Genomic DNA, 25,621 nt, shown 5'->3' with positions numbered 1-25,621 from the left:
AGAGGGTCCACAAGCCCCTACAAAGCTCATGGACATGGCCTTGGCACATTCACAGGAGCGTCTTTCGACCGGCGCCGGACAATCTCGGTTGCTTCCTGCTTTATCGGCGTCGACAGCAAATACTGTAGCTGCTGACGACGATCGCGAAGGCTGTGTATCGCGCGGTCGTGGCGGGACTCCATGGCTGCCCCGCTCCCGGCTACTTCTGCTCGCTGACCTGCAACTGGCCATCCCAGCCGCCGCCCAGGGCCGCGATCAGTTGCACGCTGGCGATCAGGCGACTCTGCAACAGGCTCAGGACACTGCGCTCATTGCTCAGCGCGGTGGTCTGGCTGGTGACCACATCCAGATAGCCGATGAGCCCAGCCTTGTACTGGTTCTCGGTCAGGCGCAGGGCATCGCGGGCCGAGTCCAGGGCCTGCTGGCGCACGCCCGCCTCGTCCTCCAGGACCTTGAGCTGGGTCATGTAGTTCTCGACCTCGCGAAAGCCGTCGAGCACGGTCTGCCGGTACTTGGCCACGGTCTGGTCGTATACCGCGACCGTGCGGTCCACCTCCGCCGAGCGCTGGCCGCCATCGAACAGGGTCATCGCCAGTTTCGGCCCCACCGACCAGAAACGGTTCGGCAACGTGATCCAGTTGGAGTAGGTGCTGCTGCTATAGCCGCCGGCCATGCTCAGGGTCAGGTCCGGATAATAGGCGGCCTTGGCCACGCCGATATTGGCGTTGGCCGCCATCATCGCCCGCTCGGCCGAGGCGATGTCGGGGCGCCGCTCCAGCAATTGCGAAGGCACGCCCAGGGGGACCTGGGGCAGTAGCGGGACGTTCTGCACCTCGGCCAGCTTGAACTCGGCCGGCGGCACGCCGATCAGCACCGCAATGGCGTTCTCGAACTGAGCGCGCTGCCAGATCAGGTCGATCAGGTCGGCCTGGGTGCTCTTGAGCTGGGTCTGGGCCTGGGCCACCGCGTCCTTGCCGGCGACTCCGGCCTGGTACTGGTTCTGCGTCATGGTCAGGGACCGCTGATAGGCCACCACCGTATCTTGCAGCAGGCGCTTCTGCTCATCGATCACCCGCAGTTGCAGGTAGTTCTGCACCAGTTCGGACTGCTGGCTCAGGCGCATGGCCGCCAGGTCGGCGAAGCTCGCCTCGGCACTGCCCTCGTTGGCCTCCAGGCCACGGCGCAGCTTGCCCCAGATATCGGCCTCCCAACTCACCCCCAGCTGGGTGTTATAGGTGTCGCGGATACCGCTGCTGGAACTGCTCAGGGCCGAGCTGCTGCTGCCGGTGCCCTGGCTGGCGCGGGTCTTGCCGGCACTCAGGTCGACACTGGGAAAGAACGCCCCGCGGGAACTACGCACCAGGGCCTGGGCCTGGCGGTACTGGGCTTCGGCCTGGGCCACGCTCTGGTTGGCGCTATTGAGCTGGGCCACCAGGCCATTGAGCTGGGTATCGCCATACAGCTCCCACCAGGCGCCACGGGCCAGGGCATCGCTGGGACTGGCCTGGCGCCAGCCCTCGGCGGCCTTGTATTGCGCAGGCTCGGCCACTTCGGGTCGCTGGTAGTCGGGACCGATGGCGCAGGCGCTGAGCAACAGCACGCACAGGCCCAGGCTCAGGGCCCGTGAGCCCCGGGCCATGGCCAGGCGCTGGGCGGACAACAGCGAAACGGGACGGGACGAGTGTTCGGTCATAGCGGCGTTTCCAGAGCGGCATCGGTACGGACCCCACGCCAGTGGTTGAACTTGTGGCGCAGGCGGTCGAGATAGAGGTAGACCACCGGGGTGGTGTAGAGGGTCAGGATCTGGCTGAAGACCAGGCCGCCGATGATGGTCAGGCCCAGGGGCTGGCGCATCTCCGAGCCCTCGGCGGTGCCCAGCAGCAGCGGCAAGGCGCCGAGGATCGCCGCCAGGGTGGTCATCAGGATCGGCCGCAGGCGCTGCAGGCAGGCACTGCGGATCGACTGCAGCGGATCGAGCTTCTCATGCCGTTCCAGTTGCAGCGCCAGGTCGATCATCAGGATCGCGTTCTTCTTCACCACGCCGATCAGCAGGAACAGCCCCAGCAGCGAAATCAGGCTGAACTCGCTGCCCAGCACGTAGATCGAGAGCAAGGCGCCGACGCCGGCCGAGGGCAAGGTAGAAAGGATGGTCAGCGGGTGGATGTAGCTCTCGTAGAGCACCCCGAGCACCAGGTACACCGCCAGCAGCGCACCGAGGATCATGAACGGCTGGCTTTTCTGGGTGGCGGCGAAGGCGTCGGCGGTGCCGGCCATCTTGATGATCACGTCCTCGGGCATGCCCAGCTTGGCGATCGCCCGTTCGATGGCGGCAGTGCCCTGCTCCACGGTGATGCCTTCAGCCATGTCGAAGGAAATGCTCTCCGAGGCGAACTGGCCCTCGTGGCTGACCCGATCGTCTTCCAGGCTGCTCTCGTAATGGGCGATGGTCGACAACGGGATCCGAGCCCCGTCGGCGGTGATCACCTGCACCTGGTTCAGGGTGATCGGGTCCTGGGCGTACTTGGGATTGACCTCCATCACCACCTGGTACTGGTTGAGGCTGTCGTAGATGGTGGAGATCTGCCGCTGGCTGTAGGCGTTGTTGAGCACCGCGGTGACCATGTCCATGTCCACCCCCAGGCGCTTGGCCTGGTCACGGTCCACCACCAGGGTCACCTGTTGCGCACCGTGGCCGTCCCGGGCATCGATGGCGGTCAGCTCGGGCAAGGCCCGCAACGCCGCGACCACCTTCGGGTACCACTCGCGCAGTTCGCCCAGGTCGCCGCTCTGCAGGATGTAGGAATACTGCGAGGTGGTCTGTTCGCGGCCACCACCGAACTGCAGGTCCTGGTCGGCCATCAGCATCAGCTGGGCCCCGGGCACCTTGGGCATCTCCTTGCGCAGGCGCTCGATGACCTTCTGCGCCGAGATACTGCGCTCCTTGATGGGTTTCAGGCGCACCAGCATGAAGGCGTTGTTGGTGCCGTTGGAGCCACCGATGAAGCCGGCCACGCTCTCCACCGCCTCATCCTTGAGCACGGCGCGGCGGAAGATCTCCATCTTCGGCTGCATCACGCTGAAAGACAGGCCGTCGTCGCCACGGACGAAACCGATCAACTGGCCAGTGTCCTGCTGGGGCATGAAGGTCTTGGGCACCACTACATACAAGGCGACGTTGACGCCAATGGTCAGCAGCAGGCTGAGCAGGGTCAGGCGTCGATGCCGTAGCACCCAGTCCAGGCTGCTGGCGTACTTGCCGACCATCCAGTCGTTGCTGCGCCGGCTCCAGCGCTGCAGGGCATTCTCCTGTCCCGGCAGGTGGGGCTTGAGCCAGCGGGCGCAGAGCATGGGCGTCAGGGTCAGGGACACCACCAGCGAGACCACGATGGCCGCCGCCAGGGTGATGGAGAACTCGCGAAACAGGCTCTCGATGATCCCGCCCATGAACAGGATCGACAGGAACACCGCCACCAGCGAGACGTTCATCGACAACAGGGTGAAGCCCACCTCCTTGGCCCCCATGTAGGCAGCCTTCAGCGGCTTCACGCCCTCGTCGATATGCCGGGAGATGTTCTCCAGGACCACGATGGCATCGTCCACCACCAATCCCGTGGCCAGGATCAGCGCCATCAGCGACAGGTTGTTCAGGGAAAAGCCGTACAGGTACATGACGGCGAAGGTGCCCACCAGCGATACCGGTACTGCCAGGGTCGGGATCACCGAGGCGCGCAAGTTGCCCAGGAACAGGAATACCACCAGGATCACCAGGACCACGGCGATCAGCAGGGTCATCTCCGCCTCATGCAGGGTGGCCTTGATCACCGGGGAGCGATCCATGGCCAGGTTGAGCTTGACGCTGGCCGGCAGCACCGCCTGCAACGCCGGCAACTGGGCCTTGATCTCGTTCACCGTCTCGATGATGTTGGCCCCGGCCTGCCGGTTGATCACCAGCAGCACGGCGGCGTCGTCGTTGAAGAAGCCGCTGTTGTAGCGATCCTCGACGCCATCGCTGACCTTGGCCACGTCCTTCAGGCGCAGGGCCGCGCCGTTGTTGTAGTGGATGATCAGCGGTTCGTAATCACGGGCCTTCTCCAGCTGGTCGTTGGCCTGGATCTGCCACAGCCGCTGGTCATCCTCCACCGAGCCCTTGGGCCGGCGCTGGTTGGCATTGGCGATGGCGTTGCGTACGTCGTCCAGGGCCACCCCGTACTGGTTGAGCAGTTGCGGCTCCAGTTCGATGCGCACCGCCGGCAGCGAGCTGCCACCGACCTGTACCTCGCCCACCCCCTGAACCTGGGACAGGCTCTGGGACAGGATCGTCGAGGCCAGGTCGTAGAGCTGGCCCTTCTCCAGCACGTCGGAGGTCAAGGACAGCACCATGATCGGCGCCTGGGACGGGTTGACCTTCTTGTAGGTGGGCATGCTGCGCATGCTGCTGGGCAACAGGTTGCGCGAGGCGTTGATCGCCGCCTGCACTTCCCGCGCCGCGCCATCGATGTCGCGACCCAGGTCGAATTGCAGGATCACCCGGGTCGAACCCTGGCTGGATCGGCTGCTCATGGTGTCGATCCCGGCGATGGCGCCGAAGGAACGCTCCAGGGGCGTGGCCACGGTGGAGGCCATGACCTCGGGGCTGGCCCCGGGCAGGCTGGCCTGGACCACGATCACCGGGAAATCCATCTGCGGCAACGGCGCAACCGGCAACAGGCCGAAGCTGACGCCACCCAGCAGCATGATCGCCAGTGACAGCAGCATGGTCGCCACCGGGCGCTTGATGAACGGTCCGGAGAGGTTCATGGGCGGCAGCTCCAAGCTTCAAGCTGCAAGCTACAAGAGCAAAGCAGGACGCCCAGCAGCGGCTCTGGCTTTTGCTCCGGCTTGCCGCTTGCAGCTTGCAACTTGCCGCTCACGCCCCTCACACCACTTCTCCTACGGCGGGCTTGGCAAACCGGCGGCCCAAGCGGTCGAAGTACAGGTAGATAACGGGCGTCGTGAAGAGGGTCAGGACCTGGCTCACCAGCAGGCCACCCACCATCACCAGGCCCAGGGGCTGGCGCAGCTCGGCGCCGGAACCGGTGGCCAGCATCAGTGGCACGGCGCCGAACAGTGCCGCCAGGGTGGTCATGAGGATCGGCCGGAAACGCAGCAATGCCGCCTGGTAGATGGCCTGCTGCGGATCCATGCCCTGGTGCCGTTCGGCATCGAGGGCGAAGTCGATCATCATGATCGCGTTCTTCTTGACGATACCGATCAGCAAGATGATGCCGATGATCGCGATCATGCCCAGGTCGTTGCCGCTGAGGATCAGCGCCAGCAAGGCCCCCACCGCTGCCGAGGGCAAGGTGGAAAGGATGGTGACCGGGTGGATGTAGCTCTCGTAGAGCACGCCGAGCACGATGTACATGGTCACCACCGCCGCCAGGATCAGCAGCAAGGTACTGGACAGCGAAGCCTGGAAGGCCTGCGCCGCGCCCTGGAAGCGGGTCTGCACCCCCACCGGCATGCCTATCTCCTGCTGTACCTGCTCGATGACCTTGACCGCCTCGCCCAGCGCCACCCCGGGCGCCAGGTTGAAGGACATCATCACCGCCGGGAACTGGCCGATATGGGCGATCGCCAGTTGAGCCTGGCGCTCCTCGACATGGGCCAGGCTGGACAGGCGCACCTGCCCGCCATCGGTGGTCTTGACGTGGATCTGGTCCAGGGCCTGGGGCCCGATGCGCTCCCCGGCCTGGGCCTGGAGCACCACCCGGTACTGGCTGGCCTGGGTATAGATGGTGGAAATCTGTCGCTGGCCGAAGGCGTCGTACAGGGCATCGGTGATGTTCGACACCGAGACTCCCAGCCGGGAGGCGGCGTCACGGTCGATCACCAGGTACACCTGCAAGCCCTTGTCCTGCAGGTCGCTGGCCACATCGGTGAGCTCCGGACGCTGGGCCAGGGCCTCCACCAGGCGATCGCTCCACAGGCTCAGCAGGTCGGCATCGGGCGACGACAGGCTGAACTGGTACTGGGTACGGCTGACCCGGTCTTCGATGGTCAGGTCTTGTACCGGCTGCATGAACAGGCGGATGCCCAGCAGCTTGTCCACTTGCGGCTGCAACCGCGCGATCACCTGGGCGGCGCTGAGGTCGCGCTGGCTGTGGGGCTTGAGGTTGATCAGCAGGCGGCCGCTGTTGAGGGTGGCGTTGTCGCCGTCGACCCCGATGTAGGATGACAGGCTCTGTACCGCCGGATCTTGCAGGATGACCTTGGCCAAGTCCTGCTGGCGTTGGCTCATGGCGGCGAAGGACACCGATTGCGGCGCCTCGGAAATCCCCTGGATGACCCCGGTGTCCTGCACCGGGAAGAAACCCTTGGGCACTATCAGGTAGAGAAATACCGTCAACGCCAGGGTGCCGATGGCCACCAGCAAGGTCAGGAACTGGTGCTTGAGCACCCATTGCAGCTGGCGCCCGTAGCCTGCGATCAGCCAGTCGATCCAGGCGCCGCTGGCGCGATAGAACCGCCCCTGCTCGTGCTCCTTGGGCTCGGGCTTGAGCAACCGCGCGCACATCATCGGGGTCAGGGTCAGGGACACCACCAGGGAAATCAGGATCGCCACCGCCAGGGTGATGGCGAACTCACGGAACAACCGCCCGACCACATCGGCCATGAACAGCAGCGGGATCAGCACCGCGATCAGGGACAGGGTCAGGGAGATCAGGGTGAAGCCGATCTGCTTGGCCCCCTTGAGCGCCGCCTGCAACGGGCTGTCGCCCTCCTCGATGAAGCGCGAGATGTTCTCCAGCATGACGATGGCGTCATCCACCACGAAGCCGGTGGCAATCGTCAACGCCATCAGGGTCAGGTTGTTCACCGAGAACCCGGCCAGGTACATCACGCCGAAGGTGCCGATCAGCGACAACGGCACGGCGATCGACGGGATCACGGTGGCGCTGGCCCGACGCAGGAACAGGAAGGTCACCATCACCACCAGGGCGATGGCGATGAACAGTTCGTGCTGCACATCGGTGACCGAGGCGCGGATGGTCTGGGTGCGATCGGTCAGCACGGTGACATCCAGGCCCGCCGGCAGGTTGTCGGTGATGCTCGGCAGCATGGCCTTGATCCGGTCCACCACCTCGATGACGTTGGCCCCGGGCTGGCGCTGGATGTTCAGCAGCACCGCCTGGTTCTCGTTGGCCCAGGCGGCCAGGCGCTCGTTCTCGGCGCCATCGACGATCTCGGCCACATCCTTGAGGCGTAAGGGCGCGCCGTTCTTGTAGGCCAGGATCAGCTCGGCATAGTCCTTGGGCGAGGTCAGCTGGTCGTTGGCGTCGAGCATCGACACCCGGGTCGGGCCGTCGAAGTTGCCCTTGGGCTGGTTGACGTTGGACGCGGCGATCAGCGTACGCACGTCCGAAAGGTTCAGGCCGTTGGCCGCCAGGGCCTCGGGATTGACCTTGATCCGCACGGCCTGGCGCTGGCCGCCGGCGATGCTGACCATGCCCACGCCGCTGATCTGGGCGATCTTCTGCGCCATGCGGGTGTCCACCAGGTCATTGAGCTTGGGCAGCAGCATGGTCTTGGAAGTGATGGCCAGGGTCAGCACCGGGGTGTCCGCCGGGTTGACCTTGTTGTACACCGGCGGTGCCGGCAGGTCCTTGGGCAGCAGGTTGGTGGCGGCGTTGATCGCGGCCTGCACCTGCTGTTCGGCCACATCCATATTGATATCGAGGCTGAAGCGCAGGGTCAGTACCGAAGCGCCACCGGAGCTGGTGGAGGCCATCTGGGTCAGGCCCGGCATCTGCCCGAACTGGCGTTCCAGGGGCGCGGTGACCGCGCTGGTCATCACATCCGGGCTGGCTCCGGGGTACAGGGTCATGACCCGGATGGTCGGGTAGTCCACCTGTGGCAAGGCCGAGACCGGCAGCAGGCGATAGGCGATCAGGCCGGCCAGGACAATGGCCAGCATGCTCAGGGTGGTGGCTACCGGACGGAGGATGAACAGCCGCGAGAAATTCATGCGCCGGCCTTTTGTGCCTTGCCATCGACCGGCTTGGCATTGGCCGGGGCACTGGCCGGGCCCGCAGGCTGGCCTTGCAGGTGTTCGGTCGGAGTGGTCGGCACATCGATGGCGTCATTGACCACTTCCACCTCGCTGCCATCCTTCAGGCGATCGGTCCCTTCCATCACCACCCGATCGCCCGCCTTGAGACCCTCGGTGATCACCGTCGAGTCGCCGTTGCTGGCGCCGACCTTGAGTTGCTGGATCTTGACCTTGTGGTCCCCATCCATGGCATAGACGAAAGTGCCGTTGGTACCGAACTGGATCGCCGCCGAAGGGGCCAGCACCACGTTCTTCTGGGTGTCGGCCAGCAGGCGCACGTTGACGAACTGGTTGGGGAACAGGCCCTGGTCGCGGTTATCGAAGCGCGCCTTGAACTTCAGGGTGCCGGTCGTAGTGTCGATCTGGTTGTCCAGGCTCTGCAGCACGCCGCTGGCCTGCAACTTGAGGTCGCCACGGTCCCAGGCCTCCACCGGCAGCCGAGCGCCGCCGTGATAACGGGCGAGTACGGTTTCCAGGCTGTTTTCCGGCAGGGTGAAGGCCACGCTGATGGGCTGGGTCTGGGTGATGATCACCAGCGCCGTGGTGTCATTGGCCGCCACCAGGTTGCCCACGTCCAGCTGGCGCAGGCCCAGGCGCCCGGCGATGGGCGCGCGGATATTGGTGAACTCGAGGTTGAGCCGGGCATCGTTGACCGCCGCCTGGTTGGTCTTGACCGTGCCCTGGTACTGGCCCACCAGCGCCACGGCGTTGTCCAGGGTCTGCTTGGCGACGCTGTCCTGGGCATACAGCCCGCGATAGCGCTCGAGGTCGATCTGGGCGTTCTTCAACTGCGCCTGATTCTGCAACAGGGTGCCCTCGGCCTGGAGCAAGGCGTTCTGGTAGGGCCGCGGATCGATCTGCGCCAACAGGTCGCCAGCCTTGACCATCTGCCCTTCCTCGAAGTTGACCTTGACCAGCTCTCCCGCCACCCGGCTGCGCACGTTGATGGTGTTCAGCGCGGTCACCGTACCCAGGGCCTTGTAGTACAGCGGGAAATCCCCCCGGGTCACCGGCAGCACCCGCACCGGAATCGGCCCACTGGCGCCACCGAAGCCGGGACGCATGCTACCGCTGCGGCCGGTATGCCCGCTGGCGGCCTTCTGCTGCGCCGCATCCTTGTGGGTGCTGCTGGCTGGCCAGAATTTCCAGCACAGGCCAGCGACCAGCAGCAGGACAAACAGGCCGAACAGCCAGCGGCGGGAGTTGCGGGTAGCAGAGGATTGCATGGAGTGATCAACCATTGGGCGCGTGGGAGAGTCTTTTGAGAAGGCTGAAAGATAAGCACTAGAGCGGTTTTAGCAAAGGGCCTTTACCGGCAATTTACCTTTGCCTGACGTTTTCAAAGTGTGTCGCTAACTTACTGAAGCACAAATAAAAACGGCCTGGGCAAGCCAGGCCGTGAATAATTGTAAAAGCCCTTACTTGAGCACGGCCAGGGCAGCGTCGTAGTTCGGCTCCTCGGCGATCTCCTTGACCAGCTCGCTGTGCAGTACCTGGTCGTTTTCATCCAGTACCACCACGGCACGGGCGGTCAGGCCGGCCAGCGGGCCGTCGGCGATGGCCACGCCGTAGTTCTCGATGAATTCGCGGCCACGCAGGGTCGACAGGTTCTGTACGTTTTCCAGGCCTTCGGCGCCGCAGAAGCGCGCCTGGGCGAACGGCAGGTCGGCGGAGATGCACAGCACCACGGTGTTGACCAGGTCATTGGCCTGGGCATTGAACTTGCGCACCGAGGTCGCGCAGGTCGGAGTGTCGACGCTTGGGAAGATGTTCAGCACCTTGCGCTTGCCGGCAAGGCTGGCCAGGGAGACATCGGCGAGGCCGGCGCCCACCAGGGAGAATGCAGGCGCCTTGGAGCCGACTTGCGGCAGTTGGCCGTTGACCTGGACCGGATTGCCTTTGAGGGTGACTTGAGCCATGAGCGGAGTCCTTTGCGGGAGTGATGGAAAATCGTCGAGAGGCCGAAGTTAAGCATGAAACGGCGCAAGCACCTATGCCCGCTGGATAAATTGTCCAACAAGCCCCGCGGCCGTTAGCGGCGGCCAACGCACGGTTCTCACTCTATCCAGGGACTTCGCAGCTCCATGGACAAGCCATGACGGCATCGCCGCTACCCGCAACAGCAGGAGCTGGAAACGGACGCTCCCGAAAAAACCTCATCCAGAGTCGAGAAAAACGTACAAACAAGATCACATAACAATCATATCTATATGTTTTATATATATTTTTTCTATTCTAGAAATCACTTTAAATAAACCACTCAAAATGAATGGTCATGAATACAAAGCACATTAAGTAGCAGCTTCGGCATCCCGCACTTCTCGCCGCATCCACCCCTTGGTTTTTTCTCGTGGATCGGTTGTAGACCGTAGTATCATCGCGCCACTAACGAGCCCCGCCGCGGTTTTCACGGAGTCGTACCGCCCAATGAGTTGCTGGACCCTGCTCGGCCTGCCGGCCACCCCTGACACCCGCACGATCAAGCGCCATTACGCCAAGCTGCTGAAACAGACCCGCCCGGACGAAGACCCGGAGGCTTTCCAGCGCCTGCGCGATGCCTATGAGCAAGCCATGGAGCAGGCGCAGTGGCTGGACGAAGAACCAGAGCCCGATACCGGCGCGGCCGATGAGCCGTCCGATAACCTGGCGACAGTAAAACCCACCGTGCAACTGACTCCGGCGCAGCGGGTCGCCCCGCTGCTGGAAGGGATTCGTATCGAGCAACTGGATCAACGCCATGAGCAAGCGATCGCCAGCGGTTGCGCACTGGAGTTCGAACTGGGCCTGCTGCGCCATTGCGTGGAGCGCCCGGAACAGTCCGGGCAGTTACTGGCCTGGGGCTTCGAAACCTTCCACTGGCTGAGCGCCTGGCAACACCTGGACCTGCCGGAGTACCTCACCGACGCCCTGCTGCGCCAATGCCGCCAGGCCCTGGAACAATCCCTGCGCAGCGCCCTGGACCGACAGGACGACGAAGCCTTCCTCCACAGCTATGCCAACCGCGCCACCCACGGCTGGCTGGATGAGCTGGACCAGCGCCACTGGTTCAATCAGTGCCTGGCGCAAATGCTCGCGGACAACCCCTATTGGTCCAGCACGCTGTTCCAGGCCCTGTGCCTCGGCCAAGGCTGGAAGCGCGGAAAAGACAACCTTTGCCCCGAACACGAATGGAACCGCCTGCTGGTGCGTGAGGAAGGCCTGGCGTTCATCGCCAACCAGCGAGCTCTAGCCAGCCAACCACCGGCCTCGCCGGAGCAACGAGCGGCCTACCTGCTGTTGGCACCCATCAGCCTGCAGCGCCGCCGAGCCTTCGCCCGACGCCTCGCCGAAGAGGACTGGGCCGCATGCCGCAAGCTCAGCTCGCACCTGCACGCCTATTACCCGCAGGTGGCGGCCGAGATGCCGGGTGGCACCCCATTCTTCTGGCGTGACTGGGAATTCGCGTTCGACTCCTGGCCGATGTACCTGGCGCTGTTCAGCGCCTGCCTGGCAGGAGCCGTGGCCCGCTACGCCCCACAAGGCAACAGCCTGGGAGAGATCATCGGGGTCACGCTGTTCTGGAGCGCCTGTTTCGCTGGCTCCGCGGCGCTCCTGCATTGGCTCTGGCAACCCCTGGCCCATTGCCTGTGGGCCCACGACCATCGTCTTGGCAGCCGCCTGCCAGGCTGGCTGAATCCCGGCCAACGCTTGCTGCCCCTGCGTGACCTGCTGCCGGTGGCCGTGCTCGGCCCGGCCCTGGGTTACATCTGCGGCCCGATCAGCGCGATGGTTTACCTGGCAGTGCTGCCGAGCGTCGCCCTGGCGCGCAATATCGAGGTCAAGCACGGTATTTCCTGGCGCCAGCTCGCGCCCTGGCAACGACGCCTGCTGGGCGGGCTGGGCTGTGTGCTGCTGGCCATCGCCCTGGTGGCGATCAAGCTGGTGGGCGACTACGGCACGGTCACCGCCAACCAGGGCCTGCAACAATGGAGCGAACGCCTGTGCGCACGGATGCCGGCCAATGCCCCGGGCTGCGCCGCGCCGGCCACCAGCGCCCAGTGGTACGGCCGGGAGGGCACGCCATGAACCCCAATTGGTTGTTTGCGATCAGCCTGGGCCTGGGATTGACCCTGTTCGGGCTGGCCGGCTCCGGCACGCAGCTGGGACAAATCGGCCTCTGGCTCGATAACCGGGACAGCCCCTACACCGCCCAGGCCAATGCCCTGAATCCGATCATCGACTGCATGAACCAGGTGGATGTGCCCTGGCGCATGGTGCACCAGGCCTACCTGGCCGAGGGCAAGCCACGCTCGACAGCCCCTGGAGCCTATGACCTGAGCAGCCAGGGCGGCCCGGACATCGATCTGGCCTATCGCAGCTCCTGCAGTGGCGACATTGGCGCCAAACTGCGCCGCCTCGACCCCGGCAACCCCCTGCTGGCCGCCACCGAACGCTACCAGCAAGTGCTCGCGCGCTTCGTCGCCTTGACCAAGGATGCACACATGCACCGCCTGGGGCTTGGTCGAACGCTGGATGAGGCACAGCTCGATGAACTGGTACGGCAATTGGAGATCCAGGCCCCGGACTATCTGCAAGCCTCGAATGCTGTCCGCCAGCTGCTACTGCCGCAGGATGTCGAGCATCGCCCCCAGCAGTTGCAACGCCTGGAGCAGCGCCTGGGCCGTAACGTCCACTGGGCTTTGCTCAACTACATGATCCAGGCCAGAAGCACCATGGACTTGCTCGACGACGGTATCCGCCAGCGCACCCTGACCCCGGCGCAACTGACCCAGGCCACCCAGGAACTGCGCCAGGCCTGGGAGGCCCGGCAACAGTTCATCGGCAGCATCCAGGACCAGGAAACCCGCGAAGCCCTGTACCTCTGGCAACTGATCGCCGCCCCCAGCCAGCATTACCTGCAGGCCCTGGACACCCTGCATCGGGACTGGCTGCAGCATGCCGAGCCGCAACGCCTGGGCGAGGACTTCCACGCCGTGACCCAGGGCTACGACCAGATGCTCTATCACTACAACCAGCTGGCGCGTAGCCGTTATTGAAAGCGCTGCCCCGGCCAGGCCGGGCAGCGCCGCGCGGCTCATTTGTTCTTCAATTGCACATAGGACTGGTGCAGGTCCGAAGCCCAGCTATCGATAACGCTCTGCACATCGCTGGCCTGCATCACCTGGGTATCGTTCGCCAACGGCTTGCCAGTGCCCTTGCGCACCACTTCGGCGATCACTCGGCCATCACCACCGTCGAGGAAGGCTGCCTCGGTGCCCAGGGTGGTCTCCTGGTCGCGGATACCACTGGCGGTGCTCACCGCAGCCGCCACCAGGGCCACCGGGATGATTTCATAGGGCTTGAGCCCTTCGGTCTTGCTGCTCACCGCAGTGATCGCCGCCCGTACCACCACCACGCCCGGCCCGGGACCGGTTGCCAGCGGCATGGATTTGCCCAGCTCGCGCTTGAGCGCTTCATCGTAGTAGCGGGTGATGCCGGTCAGGGTGGATTGGGGAATCTTCACCGTCGGCTGTGGCTGCGGATGGAACTGGGTGGGCTCGATGTACACACTGCGATACTGATCCAGCTTGAGCTTGGGGTCGATCCAGCGCATGACCTGCACCCCGGACGGCGACTTGGCCTCCTTGAGCAGGCTGTAGTCACTGAGGAACCCGGAATAGTCCTCGGGCCGGGTCTCGTTGCTGGAACACCCCGCCATGGCGAGAGTGGCGAGGCACAGCGTGCTGAGGGTCAGTGCAAGCTTCATGGATAACTCCTGTAGGTGAAGCAGCCATGGACTGGCTAGGGGAACTACAGGTATAGCCAAAAGCCTGGACTTGCGCCGCCACCCTCGAACCGCCGGCCGACGACGCCACGAACACCTCCTAGCGCCGGCGAAACAGCGGGCGTGGCTCGATCACCGAACGCCCGTAGAGCACGCTCATGCCCGCCAGGCCCTTGAGCGCATCCAGGGCGCATTTGTCCTCGCGCACGGCGAAGCTGTCGAAACCGCATTGGCGCATGTGGCTCAACTGGTCGCGCAGCACATCGCCCACGGCCCGCAGCTCGCCCATCCAGCCCAGGCGGGTACGCAGCAGGTAGGCCTGGCTGTAGCCCCGGCCATCGCGAAAGCTGGGAAAGTCCACCGCCACCACAGGGATCAACTTGAGCCAGGGCTTGAGGCTTTCCACCTCGTCGTCCGGGCCGAGCCAGACACCGTCCCGGGCCGGATGATGCTCGATGCGGCGCATCAGCCAACGAGCCAGCGGCAGGATCAGCGGCCCTTCGGGCAAGGGATCGTCGACACCGCGTACCAGGCTCCAGGGATCGTCCTCCACCAGGCGCGCCTCGCCATCCTGCAAGCTCAACAGGTTGTTCATGCCGAGAGCTCCTGCGCCTTGGAATAGACCCTTTCCTTGAACGGCTCCAGGCCGATGCGCTGCAAGGTATCGAGGAACGGCTCGTCGCTCTCGCGATAGCGCACGAAGGTGCCGATGATGCGCTCGATCACCAGGGGGATTTCCCCAGCGCTGAACGACGGGCCGATCACCTTGTCCAGGGCGCTGTCCTTGCCCTGGGCGCCGCCGAGGGTGATCTGGAACCACTCCTGGCCGTTCTTGTCGACCCCAAGGATGCCGATATTGCCGATGTGGTGATGACCGCAGGCATTCATGCAGCCGGAGATGTTCAGGCTGATGTCCCCCAGGTCATGCACATAGTCCAGGTCATCGAAACGCTGCTGGATGGCCTGGGTGATGGGAATCGAGCGAGCGTTGGCCAGGGCACAGAAGTCGCCGCCCGGACAGGCGATGATGTCGGTCAGCAGGCCGGCGTTGGGGGTACCCAGGCCCTTGTCGCAGGCCAGTTGCCAGAGCTCGTACAGCTGCGACTTGGGTATATCCGGAAGGACGATGTTCTGCTCATGGGCGATGCGGATCTCGCCGAAGCCGAAACGCTCCGACCACTCGGCCACCGCCTCCATCTGCAATCCGGTGACATCCCCCGGTGGCGCGGCCAACCCCGGCTTGGTCGACAGCACCACGCTGGCGTAGCCCGGGACCTTGTGCGGCTGCACGTTGTGGGCCACCCAGCGGGCGAAACCCGCGTCCTCCGCCAGGCGACTGCCGTATTCCAGGTCGGTGCCCCCCAGGTGTTCGTAGATCGGCGGCACGAAAGCGCTGGCAACCCGCTGGTATTCGTCCTCGGTAAGCTGCGCCGGCCCCTCCTTGAGGTGCTGCCACTCCTCCTCCACTTCACGGGCGAACGCCTCGATGCCCAGGGCCTTGACCAGGATCTTGATCCGCGCCTTGTACTTGTTGTCACGCCGGCCATGGCGGTTGTAGACCCGCAGGATCGCCTCGACGTAGGACAACAGGTGCTGCCAGGGCAAGCCCTCGCGGATCTGCTGGCTGAGGATCGGAGTGCGGCCCAGGCCGCCGCCGACCATTACCCGCAACAGCATCTGGTCGTCGGCGGCGCGATACAGGTACAGGCCGATGTCATGCATCATGATCGCCGCGCGATCCTGCTCCGCCGAACAGATGGCGATCTTGAACTTGCGCGGCAGGAACAGGAACTCCGGGTTGATGGTCGACCATTGGCGGAGGATTTCCGCCAGCGGCCGCGGGTCCAGCAACTCGTCGGCGGCGACCCCGGCGAAGGCCTCGGTGGTGATGTTGCGCACGCAGTTGCCCGAAGTCTGGATGGCGTGCATTTCCACCGCGGCCAGGCGCTCGAGAATGTCCGGCACCTGGGTCAGCTCGATCCAGTTGAACTGCAGGTTCTGGCGGGTGGTGAAGTGCCCGTAGCCGCGGTCGTAGTCCCTGGCGATGCCGGCCAGGGTGCGCATCTGCCGCGCGCTGAGGGTGCCGTAGGGGATCGCCACCCGCAGCATGTAGGCGTGCCGTTGCAGGTACAGGCCGTTCTGCAGGCGCAGGGGCAGGAACTCCTCCTCGCTCAGCTGGCCCTCCATGAAGCGCTCCACCTGGTCGCGAAACTGCGCCACCCGCTCAAAGACCAGGGCCCGGTCATAGTCGTCGTACTGATACATGTGCCTACCTCGTCCTCATCGGTACTGGTCGTGCTGCGGGCCCTGTACCCAAAACCGGCGACATCCGGACCGCGGAACAGCCGTGGCATGGCGAGGCACTCCGGCATCGCAGGCAGCCCGCTCGGGCCGTGCCGGTCATGGCCTTGCCTGGTGTTCGCTCGACGAGCTTGCGCTACAGGACCCAACGGCGCGTTGGGGTGAGGCGGCGACTATGCGCTTGCGGCGCAGATCGTTACAGATCCAGGTAAAAACTAAAAAACCATATCAGTAGCCGTGATATCCAGCCTGCCTTGAGGAAAATCTGATCCGTATTATTGCTGTTTTTCTGAGCCTGTTTTGTTTTGTCCATGGTTCCTACAGTGCACCCCGTGCCAGACCGGGTGGCCTGGCAAGACTCTGCAACCGTGGAAGCATTGACCATGAACTCAGCAACACTCGAACAGGCCTACAACTACAAGGTGGTTCGCCAATTCGTCGTCGCAACAGTGGTATGGGGTGTGATCGGCATGGCCATGGGGGTATGGATTGCCTCGCAGCTGGTGTGGCCGGACATGAACCTCGACCTGCCGTGGACCACCTTCGGGCGCCTGCGGCCGCTGCACACCAGCCTGGTGATCTTCGGCTTCGCCGGCAGCGCGCAGTTCGCCGCCAGCTACTATGCGGTGCAGCGTACCTGCCAGGTACGGCTGTACTCCGACACGCTGGCAGCCTTCACCTTCTGGGGCTGGCAATCGGTGATCGTGATCATGCTGGTCACCCTGCCCCTGGGCTACACCACCACCAAGGAATACGCCGAGATCGAATTCGCCGGCGCGGTGTGGATGGCGGTGGTCTGGGTGGTCTACGGCATCGTGTTCTTCACCACCGTGGTCCAGCGCAAGAGCCAGCACATCTATGTCGGCAACTGGTTCTTCGGCGCCTTCATCCTGGTGATCGCCATGCTCCACGTGGTCAACCACCTGTCGATCCCGGTGGACTGGTTCAAATCCTACCCGGTGTATTCCGGGGCCACCGATGCCATGGTCCAGTGGTGGTACGGCCACAACGCCGTGGGCTTCTTCCTGACCACCGGCTTCCTGGGGATGATGTATTACTTCGTACCCAAGCAAGTGGGCCGCCCGGTCTATTCCTATCGCCTGTCGATCGTGCACTTCTGGGCGCTGATCACCCTGTATATCTGGGCCGGCCCGCACCACCTGCACTACACCGCGCTGCCGGACTGGGCGCAATCGCTGGGCATGGCCATGTCGCTGATCCTCCTGGCTCCGAGCTGGGGCGGCATGATCAACGGCATGATGACCCTCTCGGGCGCCTGGCATAAGCTGCGCACCGACCCGATCCTGCGCTTCCTGGTGCTGTCGCTGGCGTTCTACGGCATGTCGACCTTCGAAGGCCCGATGATGGCGATCAAGACCGTCAACGCCCTCTCCCACTACACCGACTGGACAATCGGCCACGTACACGCCGGCGCCCTGGGCTGGGTAGCCATGATCACCTTCGGCGCCATCTACCACATGGTGCCCAAGGTGTTCGGCCGCGAGCAGATGCACAGCGTGCCGCTGATCAACCTGCACTTCTGGCTGGCCACCATCGGCACCGTGCTCTACATCGCCTCGATGTGGGTCAACGGCATCACCCAGGGCCTGATGTGGCGCGCGGTCAACGAAGACGGCACCCTCACCTATTCCTTCGTCGAGGGCCTGGTGGCCAGCCATCCGGGCTTCGTGGTGCGCTTCGCCGGTGGCGTGTTCTTCCTCAGCGGCATGCTGCTGATGGCCTACAACACCTGGCGCACCGTGCGCGTGGCCGATTCCCGGCTGGCGTTGAGCGACGCCCGGATCGCCTGATCCACCTCCAGACGCCGGCCCCGGGCCGGCGTTTTCATTCCAGGGAGCAAGACCGTCATGGACATTCTGTTCAACCTGCTGGGGGTGGTGTTTCTCTACCTCTGCATCGAGTACTGCCTGCGCCACCAGAGCGCCAAGAGCCTGGACGAGGCTAGCCTGATTCCTTTCGCCGACGATCCGGAAGTGGCGCGCCGGGTGGAGGCCGCCACCGGCAAGAAGATCGACGCCGTGGCTCCGGAGGAAGCCAAGCCGGGCTGGATCAACCTGCAGATGTAGCCGTCACGGCTCGCGCTGCTGGAACCGCAAACGGTACTGGCGTGGCGTCAACCCAAGGCCCTTGCGCAAGGCACTGCCCAGGTGCGATTGATGGGCAAAACCGCAGTCCTGGGCAATGGCTGCCAACGGCAGGTCGCTGTGTTCCAGCAAGCGCCGGGCCGCTTGCAGGCGGATCTCGGTGAGCCAGGCATGGGGCGTCATGCCCACCCCACGACTGAAGTCCCGCAGCAGGCGCAACTCGTTATGCCCATAGGTGACGGCCAGTTGCGCCAGGGACAAGGGCTGGGCGTACTCATCGGCCATTCGCTGCAGTACCCGGCGCAGATCGGCCACCGGTGGCTTGGTGGTGGGCTGCCAGGGCAAGCCGACAAAGGCCAGGGCGCACTGCTCCAGGGCCAGTTCGTCGGGCTGCGGCATTAACAACGACCGTCGGGCCTCGCGCCCCAAGGCCAAGGCACGGGCATGTCCGGGGCTCTGCAGGCGCCGCTCGACGGCGTCCGGCCAAAGCGGCCCCTGCCAACGGGCCAGCAGGTACTCACCACCTTCGGCGGATTCGGAAAACACTTCGATACCCTTGGGCGTCAGGGCCAGGGTTCCGGGCCAGGTGTCGAAATCCTCACGCCGGTCGGAGCCGATCGCATGCACTCCGCGCTGGCGCTCCAGGGCCACGCCCAGGGTCTGCCATTGCACCGGGTCACGGGCGCTGTAGGCCGCAGCCGGCAGCAGTTGCAGGACCAGCTGGCCGTCCAGCAAGCGATGTTCAAGCACCTGGGGCATGTGAAATTTCCTGATAGATCGCTGGCCTTGAGCAAGCCAGACTGAGCCGCATCCAACACGACCCAAGGAGTAACAGATGCACACCATCGGCCTGATCGGCGGCATGAGCTGGGAGTCCAGCGCCGAATACTATCGCCTGATCAACCAGCAGGTCCGCGACCGCCTGGGCGCCCTGCGTTCAGCGCGGCTGCTAATGTACAGCGTCGACTTCGGACCTGTCGAACGGGCCCAGCACGCCGGAGACTGGGACGCGGCAGCGGCGATCCTGGTGGACGCCGCCCGGCGCCTGGAGGCCGGCGGCGCCGACTGCCTGGTGCTGTGCACCAACACCATGCACAAGGTGGCCGCACCGATCCAGGCGGCGACGAACCTGCCTTTCCTGCACATTGCCGACCCCACCGCCCAGGCGGCGCTGGCCGCCGGCACCCTGAAGGTGGGCCTGCTGGGCACGGCCTTCACCATGGAGCAGGACTTCCTCAAGCAGCGCCTGGCCGACCAGGGCCTGCAAGTGCTGGTGCCGGACGCCGAGCAGCGCCAGGTCGTGCATCGGATCATCTATGAAGAGTTGTGCGTGGGTGTGATCCGCGAACAATCGCGCAGGCAGTATCAGCAGGTCATCCAGTCGCTGCAGGCCCGCGGGGCCCAGGCGGTGATTCTCGGCTGCACCGAAATCGGCCTGCTGCTCAAGCCGGAGCACAGCCCCCTGCCGCTGCTGGATACCACTGAGCTGCACGCCCAGGCGGCGGTGGCATTCGCCCTGGCTTGACCGGGAGCATGGCGCGGCAGGCGGATCGTGGATCTACGGTTGCCGGGCAAGCGCTCGCAACCCCACCGCGCAAAGCCGGCTACCCAGCAGGAACCAGCGCCAGGCCATTGATGAGCCCCGCCCGTCTCAGTCTTGCAACAGGTTGGTCAGGCGTTCGCGGGAGGTTTCGGGTTCGCCTTCCACCGGCTGCGCGGAAGACAGGATGGGGCTGGAATAGAGCAACAGCAGAACCACAGTCAGACGCATCACCATGCTATCGATCCTTGCTCGGGAAAGAGTCAATAATTCAGCGCCAAATTTAAACACATGGCGATGTGACACTACCAAGCAAAATTCGCCGTCCTGTGCGCCTGGTCGCAAACAGGTCATGCAGGAGCGACAGCACTGCACCAGTGATGTCGCTCCTGCATACCTGGGCATGGACGAGTCGGGCTCAGCTATGGGACTTGTGATCCAGCGCGGCATAGAAGTTGGCGCTTTGTTGCAGGTACTTCTGGGTGTAGGTGTTGGTGGCGGATTTCTTCTGGCTGATTTCCACGTTGGCGCCGGCAGGCAGGACCACGCTGGCGGAAATGGCCGAGGCGGCGATCACGGAGAAGAGATTGAAATTCATGGGGTAACCCTCGTATTCGGTTGGCTGGCTTGCCCGTGTGGGCCGTGGAGCAAACTTACTATCGAGGGTTGGCGGGAAAAAATTCTTTGCACCAGTAGCCGATATCAGCGTCATTAATAGAAGCGCTCAGGCCCCGGATGCCGGGGCCTGCGGCTTATTGACGCACCAGGAACTTGATATCGCTAGGGGCATCGAACGGCAGTTTTTGCACGGTCTTGCCCAGGAAACCGGTCTTGGCGTCACGCTCGATCACCACGATCTGGTTGCTCTTCTGGTTGCCGATCAGCACATAGCGGTTGCTCGGATCGAGGCTGAACTCCCGTGGGTGATCGCCCTCCACCGAGCGGCGCTGGATCTCCTTGAGCTGGCCGTTGGCCGGGTCGATGGCGAACACCAGCAGCTGGTTGGCGGTGCCACGGTTGCTCACGTACAGGTACTGGCCGTCCTTGGAGGCATGCAGGGCTCCGGCGGCCTTCTTCTCCTTGCCGGCGTTGGCCGCCAGGTCAAGGATCTGGCGCTGGGTCAGCTTGCCGTCCTGGTAGTCGAACACCGCCACCTGGGCGCTCATCTCCATGGTCAGGTAGGCATGCTTGCCATCGGCACTGAACAGCAAATGGCGCGGGCCACTACCCGGCGGCAATTGGACGAAGGCCGGATCGGCGGCGCTCAGCGGGTGCTCCGGATTGGCCTTGGGGTCATAGCGGTAGACGAAGATCTTGTCCGCCCCCAGGTCGTTGGCGAACAGGAACTTGCCATCCGGCGACGATACCGACGAATGCACATGGGCCGACTGCTGGCGCTCGGGGTCGACCCGGCTGGCCGGGTGGCTGCTCAGCTGCACCACCGGCGACAGATGGCCATCGGCGCTGACCGGAACCACTGCCAGGCTGCCGCCCGGGTCCACGTCCACCGAATAGTTGCTGACGAACAGGTAGCTGCCGTCGGCGCTCAAGCTGGAATGGGTCGGCTCGTTGCCCTGGCTCTGCACCTGGTTGATCAGGCTCAGCTGATGGGTCTTGGGAGCCAGGCTGTAGCTGCTGACCCGGCCGATGGGGTCGGCCTGGCCCGGACTGTTCTCGTTCACCGCGAAGACGAACTTCAGGTCCTTGGACAGGGTCAGCCAGGACGGGTTGGAGCTCTTGACCACCTGCAGCGGCTTGGAATCGATCTGCCCGGTACGCTCGTTGAAGCGCAGGCGGTACAGCCCCTGGCTCTGGCCCTGGGTGTAGGAGCCCACCAGCAGTTCCTGGGTCTCCACCGGCGCGGCCTGCACCGCCATGGCACCGACACTGCCAGCGATCAGCAGCGGCCAGAAATTACGCATCTTCATGGTCGTCTTCCTCTTCGTCACGGGCACTGAACGCGCTCATGCACACCAGGCGGTGCTCGCCGCTATCACCCTCCACGACCCAGCTCTGCAAGGCCTGGTCGAAGTTCGCGGCCTGCACCTGAGCCAGGGTGAAGCTCCAGCGCTTGGCGGCGCGGCCATCCATGCATTCGATCAGCAATTGCTGGTCGTCGAGGGAGAAGTCGAAGGCGTGCAGGCCATCGATCTCCAGCATGTCGCAGGCCTGGAGAGCGTTGAGCAAGGTGTCGGTAGCAGCGGTCATAGCGATCAATCATCAGTTGGAAAGGCGCAATGATAGCCGATTGGCGCGGGGCGGTCGGGCCAGTATTGCGCCTCCTCGAAGCCCGATCATGCGCCCATGAAAAAGCCGCAACCTCGTGGGGTTGCGGCTTGGGGAGACATCTGCCGATCAGTGGGCGAACAGCGAGTTGCCCTTCTGCCCCGCCAGCTTCTCGGGGCGGATCAGGAAGCGGGCCAGGGCCGGCAGCAGCCACAACGCGCCGAACATGTTCCACAGCAGCATGAAGGTCAGCATCAGGCCCATGTCGGCCTGGAACTTGATGGCCGAGAAGATCCAGGTGCACACGCCGATGGCCAGGCACAGGCCGGTGAACAACACCGCCTTGCCGGTGGACCGCAGGGTCTGGTAGTAGGCCTCCTGCAACGACAACCCGGCGCGCAGGAAGCTTTCCAGGCGGCTGTAGATGTAGATGCCGTAGTCGACACCGATGCCCACGCCCAACGCCACCACCGGCAGGGTCGCCACCTTGACCCCGATGCCCATGAAGGCCATCAGCGCGTTCCCCAGTACCGAGGTCAACACCAGCGGCAGGACGATGCACAGGGTCGCCGCCCAGGAACGGAAGGTGATCATGCACATGGCCGCCACGCAGATGTACACCAGGATCAGGATGGTCAGCTCCGAGGTCTTGATCACCTCGTTGGTGGCCGCCTCGATCCCCGCGTTACCCGCGGCCAGGATGAACTCCAGGCCATCCTTGTTGTTTTCCTTGGCGAACTCCTGTACCGCATGCACAGCGCGATTGAGGGTCTCGGCCTTGTGGTCGTTGAGGAACACCAGCACCGGGGCCAGGGAGCAGTTGTTGTTGTACAGGCCGTCGGCGCGGGCGATGGAGTTGTTCAGCACATCGGGGTTGCGCGACAGGGTTTCCCATTTCAGGTTGCCCTCGTTCATGCCCTTGATCATCTGCTTGGACACGGTCACCAGGGAGATCGCCGACTGCACGCCCTCGGTGTTCTGCATCTTCCACATCAGCTCGTCGATCGGCGCCATGGCTTCGTAGCGCGAGCAGCCCTCGGCGGCGGTCTTGACCATCACCACCAGCACGTCGGAGCTGGTGGAATAGTTGCTGATGATGAAGTTGTTGTCCTTGTTGTAGCGCGAATCCGGACGCAGCTCCGGTGCGCCCTGGTCGAGGTCGCCGATCTTCAGGTTCTGGCTGTACCAGAGACCGCCACCGAAGGCCACCAGGGCCAGGGCAATGGACACGGGAGCGACCTTGGGGCTGGCGAAATTGGACAGCAGGCGCCAGAACGGATGCTCGCGAGAAGCATCCTTCTTGCTACGCTCCACGGCGCGCTGGCTGATGCCGACATAGGAAATCGCCACCGGCAGCAGGATCAGGTTGGTGAACACGATCACCGCCACGCCGATGGAAGCGCCGATGGCCAGTTCGCGGATCACCCCGATATCGATGATCAGCAGCGTGATGAAACCCACGGCATCGGCCAGGATCGCGATCATTCCCGGCAGGAACAGCTGGCGGAAGGTGCGCCGCGCTGCGGTCAGGGCGTTGTCGGCATCACTGGATTGCAAGGCGATGCCGTTGATCTTCTGCACCCCATGGGAAATGCCGATGGCGAAGATCAGGAACGGCACCAGCATCGAGTACGGATCCAGGCCGAAACCGATGGCATGCATCAGCCCCAACTGCCAAACCACCGCCACCAGGGTAGTGATCAGCACCGCGATGGTGCTGCGGATGCACCAGGTGAACCAGTACAACAGCACCAGGGTGATGACGAAGGCCACGCCGAAGAACAGCACCACCATGATCAGGCCGTCGATCAGGTCGCCGACCTTCTTGGCGAAACCGACGATGTGGATCTTCACATTGGGGTTCTGCGCCTCGAACTTGTCGCGGATCTTCTCTTCCAGCTGGTGGGAGAACTTCTGGTAGTCCAGGGCCAGCAGCTTGCCCTGGTCCTGCGGGTCCGGATAGGACTCCAGCAGTGGGATATCGACGATGCTGGACTTGAAATCGTTGGCTACCAGGCGCCCCACCTGGCCGGACTTGAGCACGTTGTTGCGCAGCTTGTCGAGGCTTGCAGCGGAGCCGTTGTAGCTCTGGGGGATCACCTCGCCGCCGGCAAAACCTTCCTCGGTGACCTCGGTCCAGCGCACGCTGGGACTCCACAGGGACTTGAGCCCGGAGCGGTCGACGCCCGGGATGTAGAACACCTCGTCGTTGATCTGCCTGAGGGTCTCCATGTATTCCTGGGTGAAGATATCGCCGTCCCTGGCCTCCACCGAGATGCGCACGGTGTTGCCCAGGTTGGCCAGGTCATTGCGGTGCTCCATCATCCGCTCGATGAACGGGTGCTTGAGCGGGATCATCTTTTCGAAGCTGGTGGAGGGTCGGATCAGGGTCGCCTGCCAGAACAGGAAGACGCTGACCAGCAAGCAGATGAAGATCACTGCCGGGCGGTTGTTGAAAATCAGGCGTTCGAGAAAGTTCGCCTTGTCCTGGTGATGACTGCTCATGGAATTCCCCACCTTCTTATTATGTGCCCGGCCTATTTATTGCCGAGTTCAGCGCCCGTTGCCGCCGCGACGCGAACGCCGCCCTGCCCGGCCAGGACCAGGTTGCCGTTGCCGGCCGCACTCACCGATGACAGGGAAATGCGATCCGGACGGTTGAATACGCTGAAGCTCTGGCCCTGGTCGGTACTGCGGATCACGCTGCCGCCATGGCCGACTATCACCAGCGAGCCGTCGTCGAGCAGCGTGGCGCCAGACAAGCCGAACTCCAGGGCGCCGCGCGTGGCTTCGAGCCGCACCTGCTCCCAGGTGCCACCGAAATCCGTGGAGCGATAGAGGTTGCCGCGCAGGCCGTAGACCAGCAGGGTCGCCGGCTGGCCGGTGCCGATCACACCGAACAGCGAGCCCTCGTAAGGCCCCTCGAGGCGTTCCCAGGTCTGTCCGTCATCGGCGGAGCGGAACATGCTGCCCTGCTCACCGACGATGAACAGCCCCGAGCCCTTGACCTGGGCAATGGCGTTGAGGTGGTACTGGTCTTCGTTGTCCAGGCGCTCGCTGGCGTCTTCCCAGTGCTGGCCGCCATCGGTGGTTTCCAGGAAGGCGCCATAGGCACCCACCGCATAACCGGTCTGGGCGTCCTTGAACCATACGTCCAGCAGCGGCGCTTCGCGCTTGAGGTCCTGGAATTGCCGGGTCCAGGTGGCACCGCCATCCTGGCTGGCGAGGATCTGCGCATCATGGCCCACGGCCCAGCCATGTTGCTCGTCGACGAAATACACCGCGGTCAGCAACTGCCGGCTCGGCACCTTGGCCTGGTTCCAGGTCGCGCCCTGGTCGTCGGAATAGAGGATATGCCCGCGATCGCCCACCGCCACCAGGCGCTTGCCAGCGTGGACCACATCGAGCATCAGGTTCTTCGCCGCCTTGGGCGATTCGATGGAATAGACAGCGGCGTCCGCCGTATCGGCGGCAGCCCGGACAGGCAGCGCCAGTGTCGCGACACTCAACAGCGAGAGCGCTGCAGCCAACGATGCGACCCTACGCAACGCCGGCGGGCGGCCAGCAACCACACCCATGACAGGCTCACTCAT

General features: G+C 64.1%; 20 protein-coding genes. 5 read left to right on the top strand and 15 right to left on the bottom strand.

The genetic code is table 11. From position 1 onward, the window contains the following. Positions 1 to 199 precede the first annotated feature (199 nt). The 5 genes from CAG11_RS19425 to tpx all read right to left on the bottom strand — a co-directional run bounded on the left by CAG11_RS19425 (position 200) and on the right by tpx (position 10,011). Positions 200 to 1,693, bottom strand: a complete 1,494-nt coding sequence (locus CAG11_RS19425; protein ID WP_085597492.1) for an efflux transporter outer membrane subunit — start codon at positions 1,691 to 1,693, stop codon at positions 200 to 202. Next, positions 1,690 to 4,797, bottom strand: a complete 3,108-nt coding sequence (locus tag CAG11_RS19420) for an efflux RND transporter permease subunit (RefSeq protein WP_085597491.1) — start codon at positions 4,795 to 4,797, stop codon at positions 1,690 to 1,692. Before CAG11_RS19420 ends, CAG11_RS19425 begins: the two co-directional genes overlap by 4 nt. Positions 4,798 to 4,915: 118 nt before the next feature. Continuing rightward, the gene (locus CAG11_RS19415) at positions 4,916 to 8,008 is read right to left on the bottom strand and encodes an MdtB/MuxB family multidrug efflux RND transporter permease subunit (RefSeq protein ID WP_085597490.1); all 3,093 of its coding nucleotides are present in this window, start codon (positions 8,006 to 8,008) and stop codon (positions 4,916 to 4,918) included. Continuing rightward, on the bottom strand, positions 8,005 to 9,333 hold the full coding sequence (locus CAG11_RS19410) for an MdtA/MuxA family multidrug efflux RND transporter periplasmic adaptor subunit (protein ID WP_085597489.1): 1,329 nt from the start codon (positions 9,331 to 9,333) through the stop codon (positions 8,005 to 8,007). Before CAG11_RS19410 ends, CAG11_RS19415 begins: the two co-directional genes overlap by 4 nt. 177 nt (positions 9,334 to 9,510) lie before the next feature. Continuing rightward, complete coding sequence (gene tpx / locus CAG11_RS19405) at positions 9,511 to 10,011, bottom strand: thiol peroxidase (RefSeq protein WP_085597488.1); 501 nt, start codon at positions 10,009 to 10,011, stop codon at positions 9,511 to 9,513. Between the two features lie 508 nt (positions 10,012 to 10,519). Between tpx and CAG11_RS19400 the strand changes: the two genes are divergently transcribed. Both CAG11_RS19400 and CAG11_RS19395 read left to right on the top strand, forming a co-directional pair. After that, positions 10,520 to 12,157 (top strand): molecular chaperone DnaJ, encoded by a 1,638-nt coding sequence (locus CAG11_RS19400; protein ID WP_085597487.1) that lies wholly within the window; start codon positions 10,520 to 10,522, stop codon positions 12,155 to 12,157. Continuing rightward, positions 12,154 to 13,128 carry a DUF3829 domain-containing protein gene (locus CAG11_RS19395; protein WP_085597486.1) on the top strand — a complete coding sequence of 325 codons (975 nt, stop codon included), beginning with the start codon at positions 12,154 to 12,156 and terminating at the stop codon, positions 13,126 to 13,128. The genes CAG11_RS19400 and CAG11_RS19395 overlap by 4 nt, the downstream gene beginning before the upstream one ends. 38 nt (positions 13,129 to 13,166) lie before the next feature. On the opposite strand, the gene CAG11_RS19390 is transcribed toward CAG11_RS19395, so the two are convergent. The 3 genes from CAG11_RS19390 to CAG11_RS19380 form a co-directional block, all read right to left on the bottom strand. Further along, complete coding sequence (locus CAG11_RS19390) at positions 13,167 to 13,838, bottom strand: DUF3313 domain-containing protein (protein WP_085597485.1); 672 nt, start codon at positions 13,836 to 13,838, stop codon at positions 13,167 to 13,169. Positions 13,839 to 13,956: 118 nt separating this feature from the next. Next, complete coding sequence (locus CAG11_RS19385) at positions 13,957 to 14,451, bottom strand: DUF934 domain-containing protein (protein WP_022639017.1); 495 nt, start codon at positions 14,449 to 14,451, stop codon at positions 13,957 to 13,959. Beyond that, the gene (locus CAG11_RS19380; protein WP_085597484.1) at positions 14,448 to 16,121 is read right to left on the bottom strand and encodes a nitrite/sulfite reductase; all 1,674 of its coding nucleotides are present in this window, start codon (positions 16,119 to 16,121) and stop codon (positions 14,448 to 14,450) included. The genes CAG11_RS19385 and CAG11_RS19380 overlap by 4 nt, the downstream gene beginning before the upstream one ends. 419 nt (positions 16,122 to 16,540) lie before the next feature. Between CAG11_RS19380 and ccoN the strand changes: the two genes are divergently transcribed. After that, the gene (gene ccoN / locus CAG11_RS19370; RefSeq protein WP_053130401.1) at positions 16,541 to 17,968 is read left to right on the top strand and encodes a cytochrome-c oxidase, cbb3-type subunit I; all 1,428 of its coding nucleotides are present in this window, start codon (positions 16,541 to 16,543) and stop codon (positions 17,966 to 17,968) included. Positions 17,969 to 18,025: 57 nt separating this feature from the next. After that, positions 18,026 to 18,244, top strand: a complete 219-nt coding sequence (locus tag CAG11_RS19365; protein ID WP_085597483.1) for a CcoQ/FixQ family Cbb3-type cytochrome c oxidase assembly chaperone — start codon at positions 18,026 to 18,028, stop codon at positions 18,242 to 18,244. A 3-nt stretch (positions 18,245 to 18,247) separates the two neighbouring features. Here the strand turns inward: CAG11_RS19365 and CAG11_RS19360 are convergent, their stop codons facing one another. Beyond that, positions 18,248 to 19,021 carry a helix-turn-helix domain-containing protein gene (locus tag CAG11_RS19360; protein ID WP_085597482.1) on the bottom strand — a complete coding sequence of 258 codons (774 nt, stop codon included), beginning with the start codon at positions 19,019 to 19,021 and terminating at the stop codon, positions 18,248 to 18,250. Between the two features lie 76 nt (positions 19,022 to 19,097). Between CAG11_RS19360 and CAG11_RS19355 the strand changes: the two genes are divergently transcribed. Beyond that, a complete protein-coding gene (locus CAG11_RS19355) occupies positions 19,098 to 19,787 on the top strand; it encodes an aspartate/glutamate racemase family protein (RefSeq protein WP_085597481.1) in 690 nt (229 codons plus the stop codon). 126 nt (positions 19,788 to 19,913) lie between these two features. Here the strand turns inward: CAG11_RS19355 and CAG11_RS34115 are convergent, their stop codons facing one another. The 6 genes from CAG11_RS34115 to CAG11_RS19330 all read right to left on the bottom strand — a co-directional run bounded on the left by CAG11_RS34115 (position 19,914) and on the right by CAG11_RS19330 (position 25,621). Continuing rightward, the gene (locus CAG11_RS34115) at positions 19,914 to 20,039 is read right to left on the bottom strand and encodes a hypothetical protein (protein WP_256578576.1); all 126 of its coding nucleotides are present in this window, start codon (positions 20,037 to 20,039) and stop codon (positions 19,914 to 19,916) included. Between the two features lie 181 nt (positions 20,040 to 20,220). Beyond that, the gene (locus CAG11_RS19350) at positions 20,221 to 20,400 is read right to left on the bottom strand and encodes a hypothetical protein (RefSeq protein ID WP_022639021.1); all 180 of its coding nucleotides are present in this window, start codon (positions 20,398 to 20,400) and stop codon (positions 20,221 to 20,223) included. Positions 20,401 to 20,554: 154 nt separating this feature from the next. Next, positions 20,555 to 21,730 (bottom strand): lactonase family protein, encoded by a 1,176-nt coding sequence (locus CAG11_RS19345; RefSeq protein ID WP_085597480.1) that lies wholly within the window; start codon positions 21,728 to 21,730, stop codon positions 20,555 to 20,557. Then, a complete protein-coding gene (locus CAG11_RS19340) occupies positions 21,717 to 22,010 on the bottom strand; it encodes a DUF5629 family protein (RefSeq protein ID WP_022639023.1) in 294 nt (97 codons plus the stop codon). Before CAG11_RS19340 ends, CAG11_RS19345 begins: the two co-directional genes overlap by 14 nt. A gap of 147 nt (positions 22,011 to 22,157) precedes the next feature. Continuing rightward, positions 22,158 to 24,533 (bottom strand): RND family transporter, encoded by a 2,376-nt coding sequence (locus CAG11_RS19335; protein WP_022639024.1) that lies wholly within the window; start codon positions 24,531 to 24,533, stop codon positions 22,158 to 22,160. A 32-nt stretch (positions 24,534 to 24,565) separates the two neighbouring features. Continuing rightward, positions 24,566 to 25,621, bottom strand: a complete 1,056-nt coding sequence (locus CAG11_RS19330; protein ID WP_085065952.1) for a YCF48-related protein — start codon at positions 25,619 to 25,621, stop codon at positions 24,566 to 24,568.

Origin of the sequence: Pseudomonas sp. B6(2017), from assembly GCF_002112765.1 — a bacterium.
Lineage (GTDB): Bacteria > Pseudomonadota > Gammaproteobacteria > Pseudomonadales > Pseudomonadaceae > Aquipseudomonas > Aquipseudomonas piscis.
Note: the sequence above shows the minus strand (reverse complement) of the source record. Positions and strands in the feature narration are given on the sequence as shown.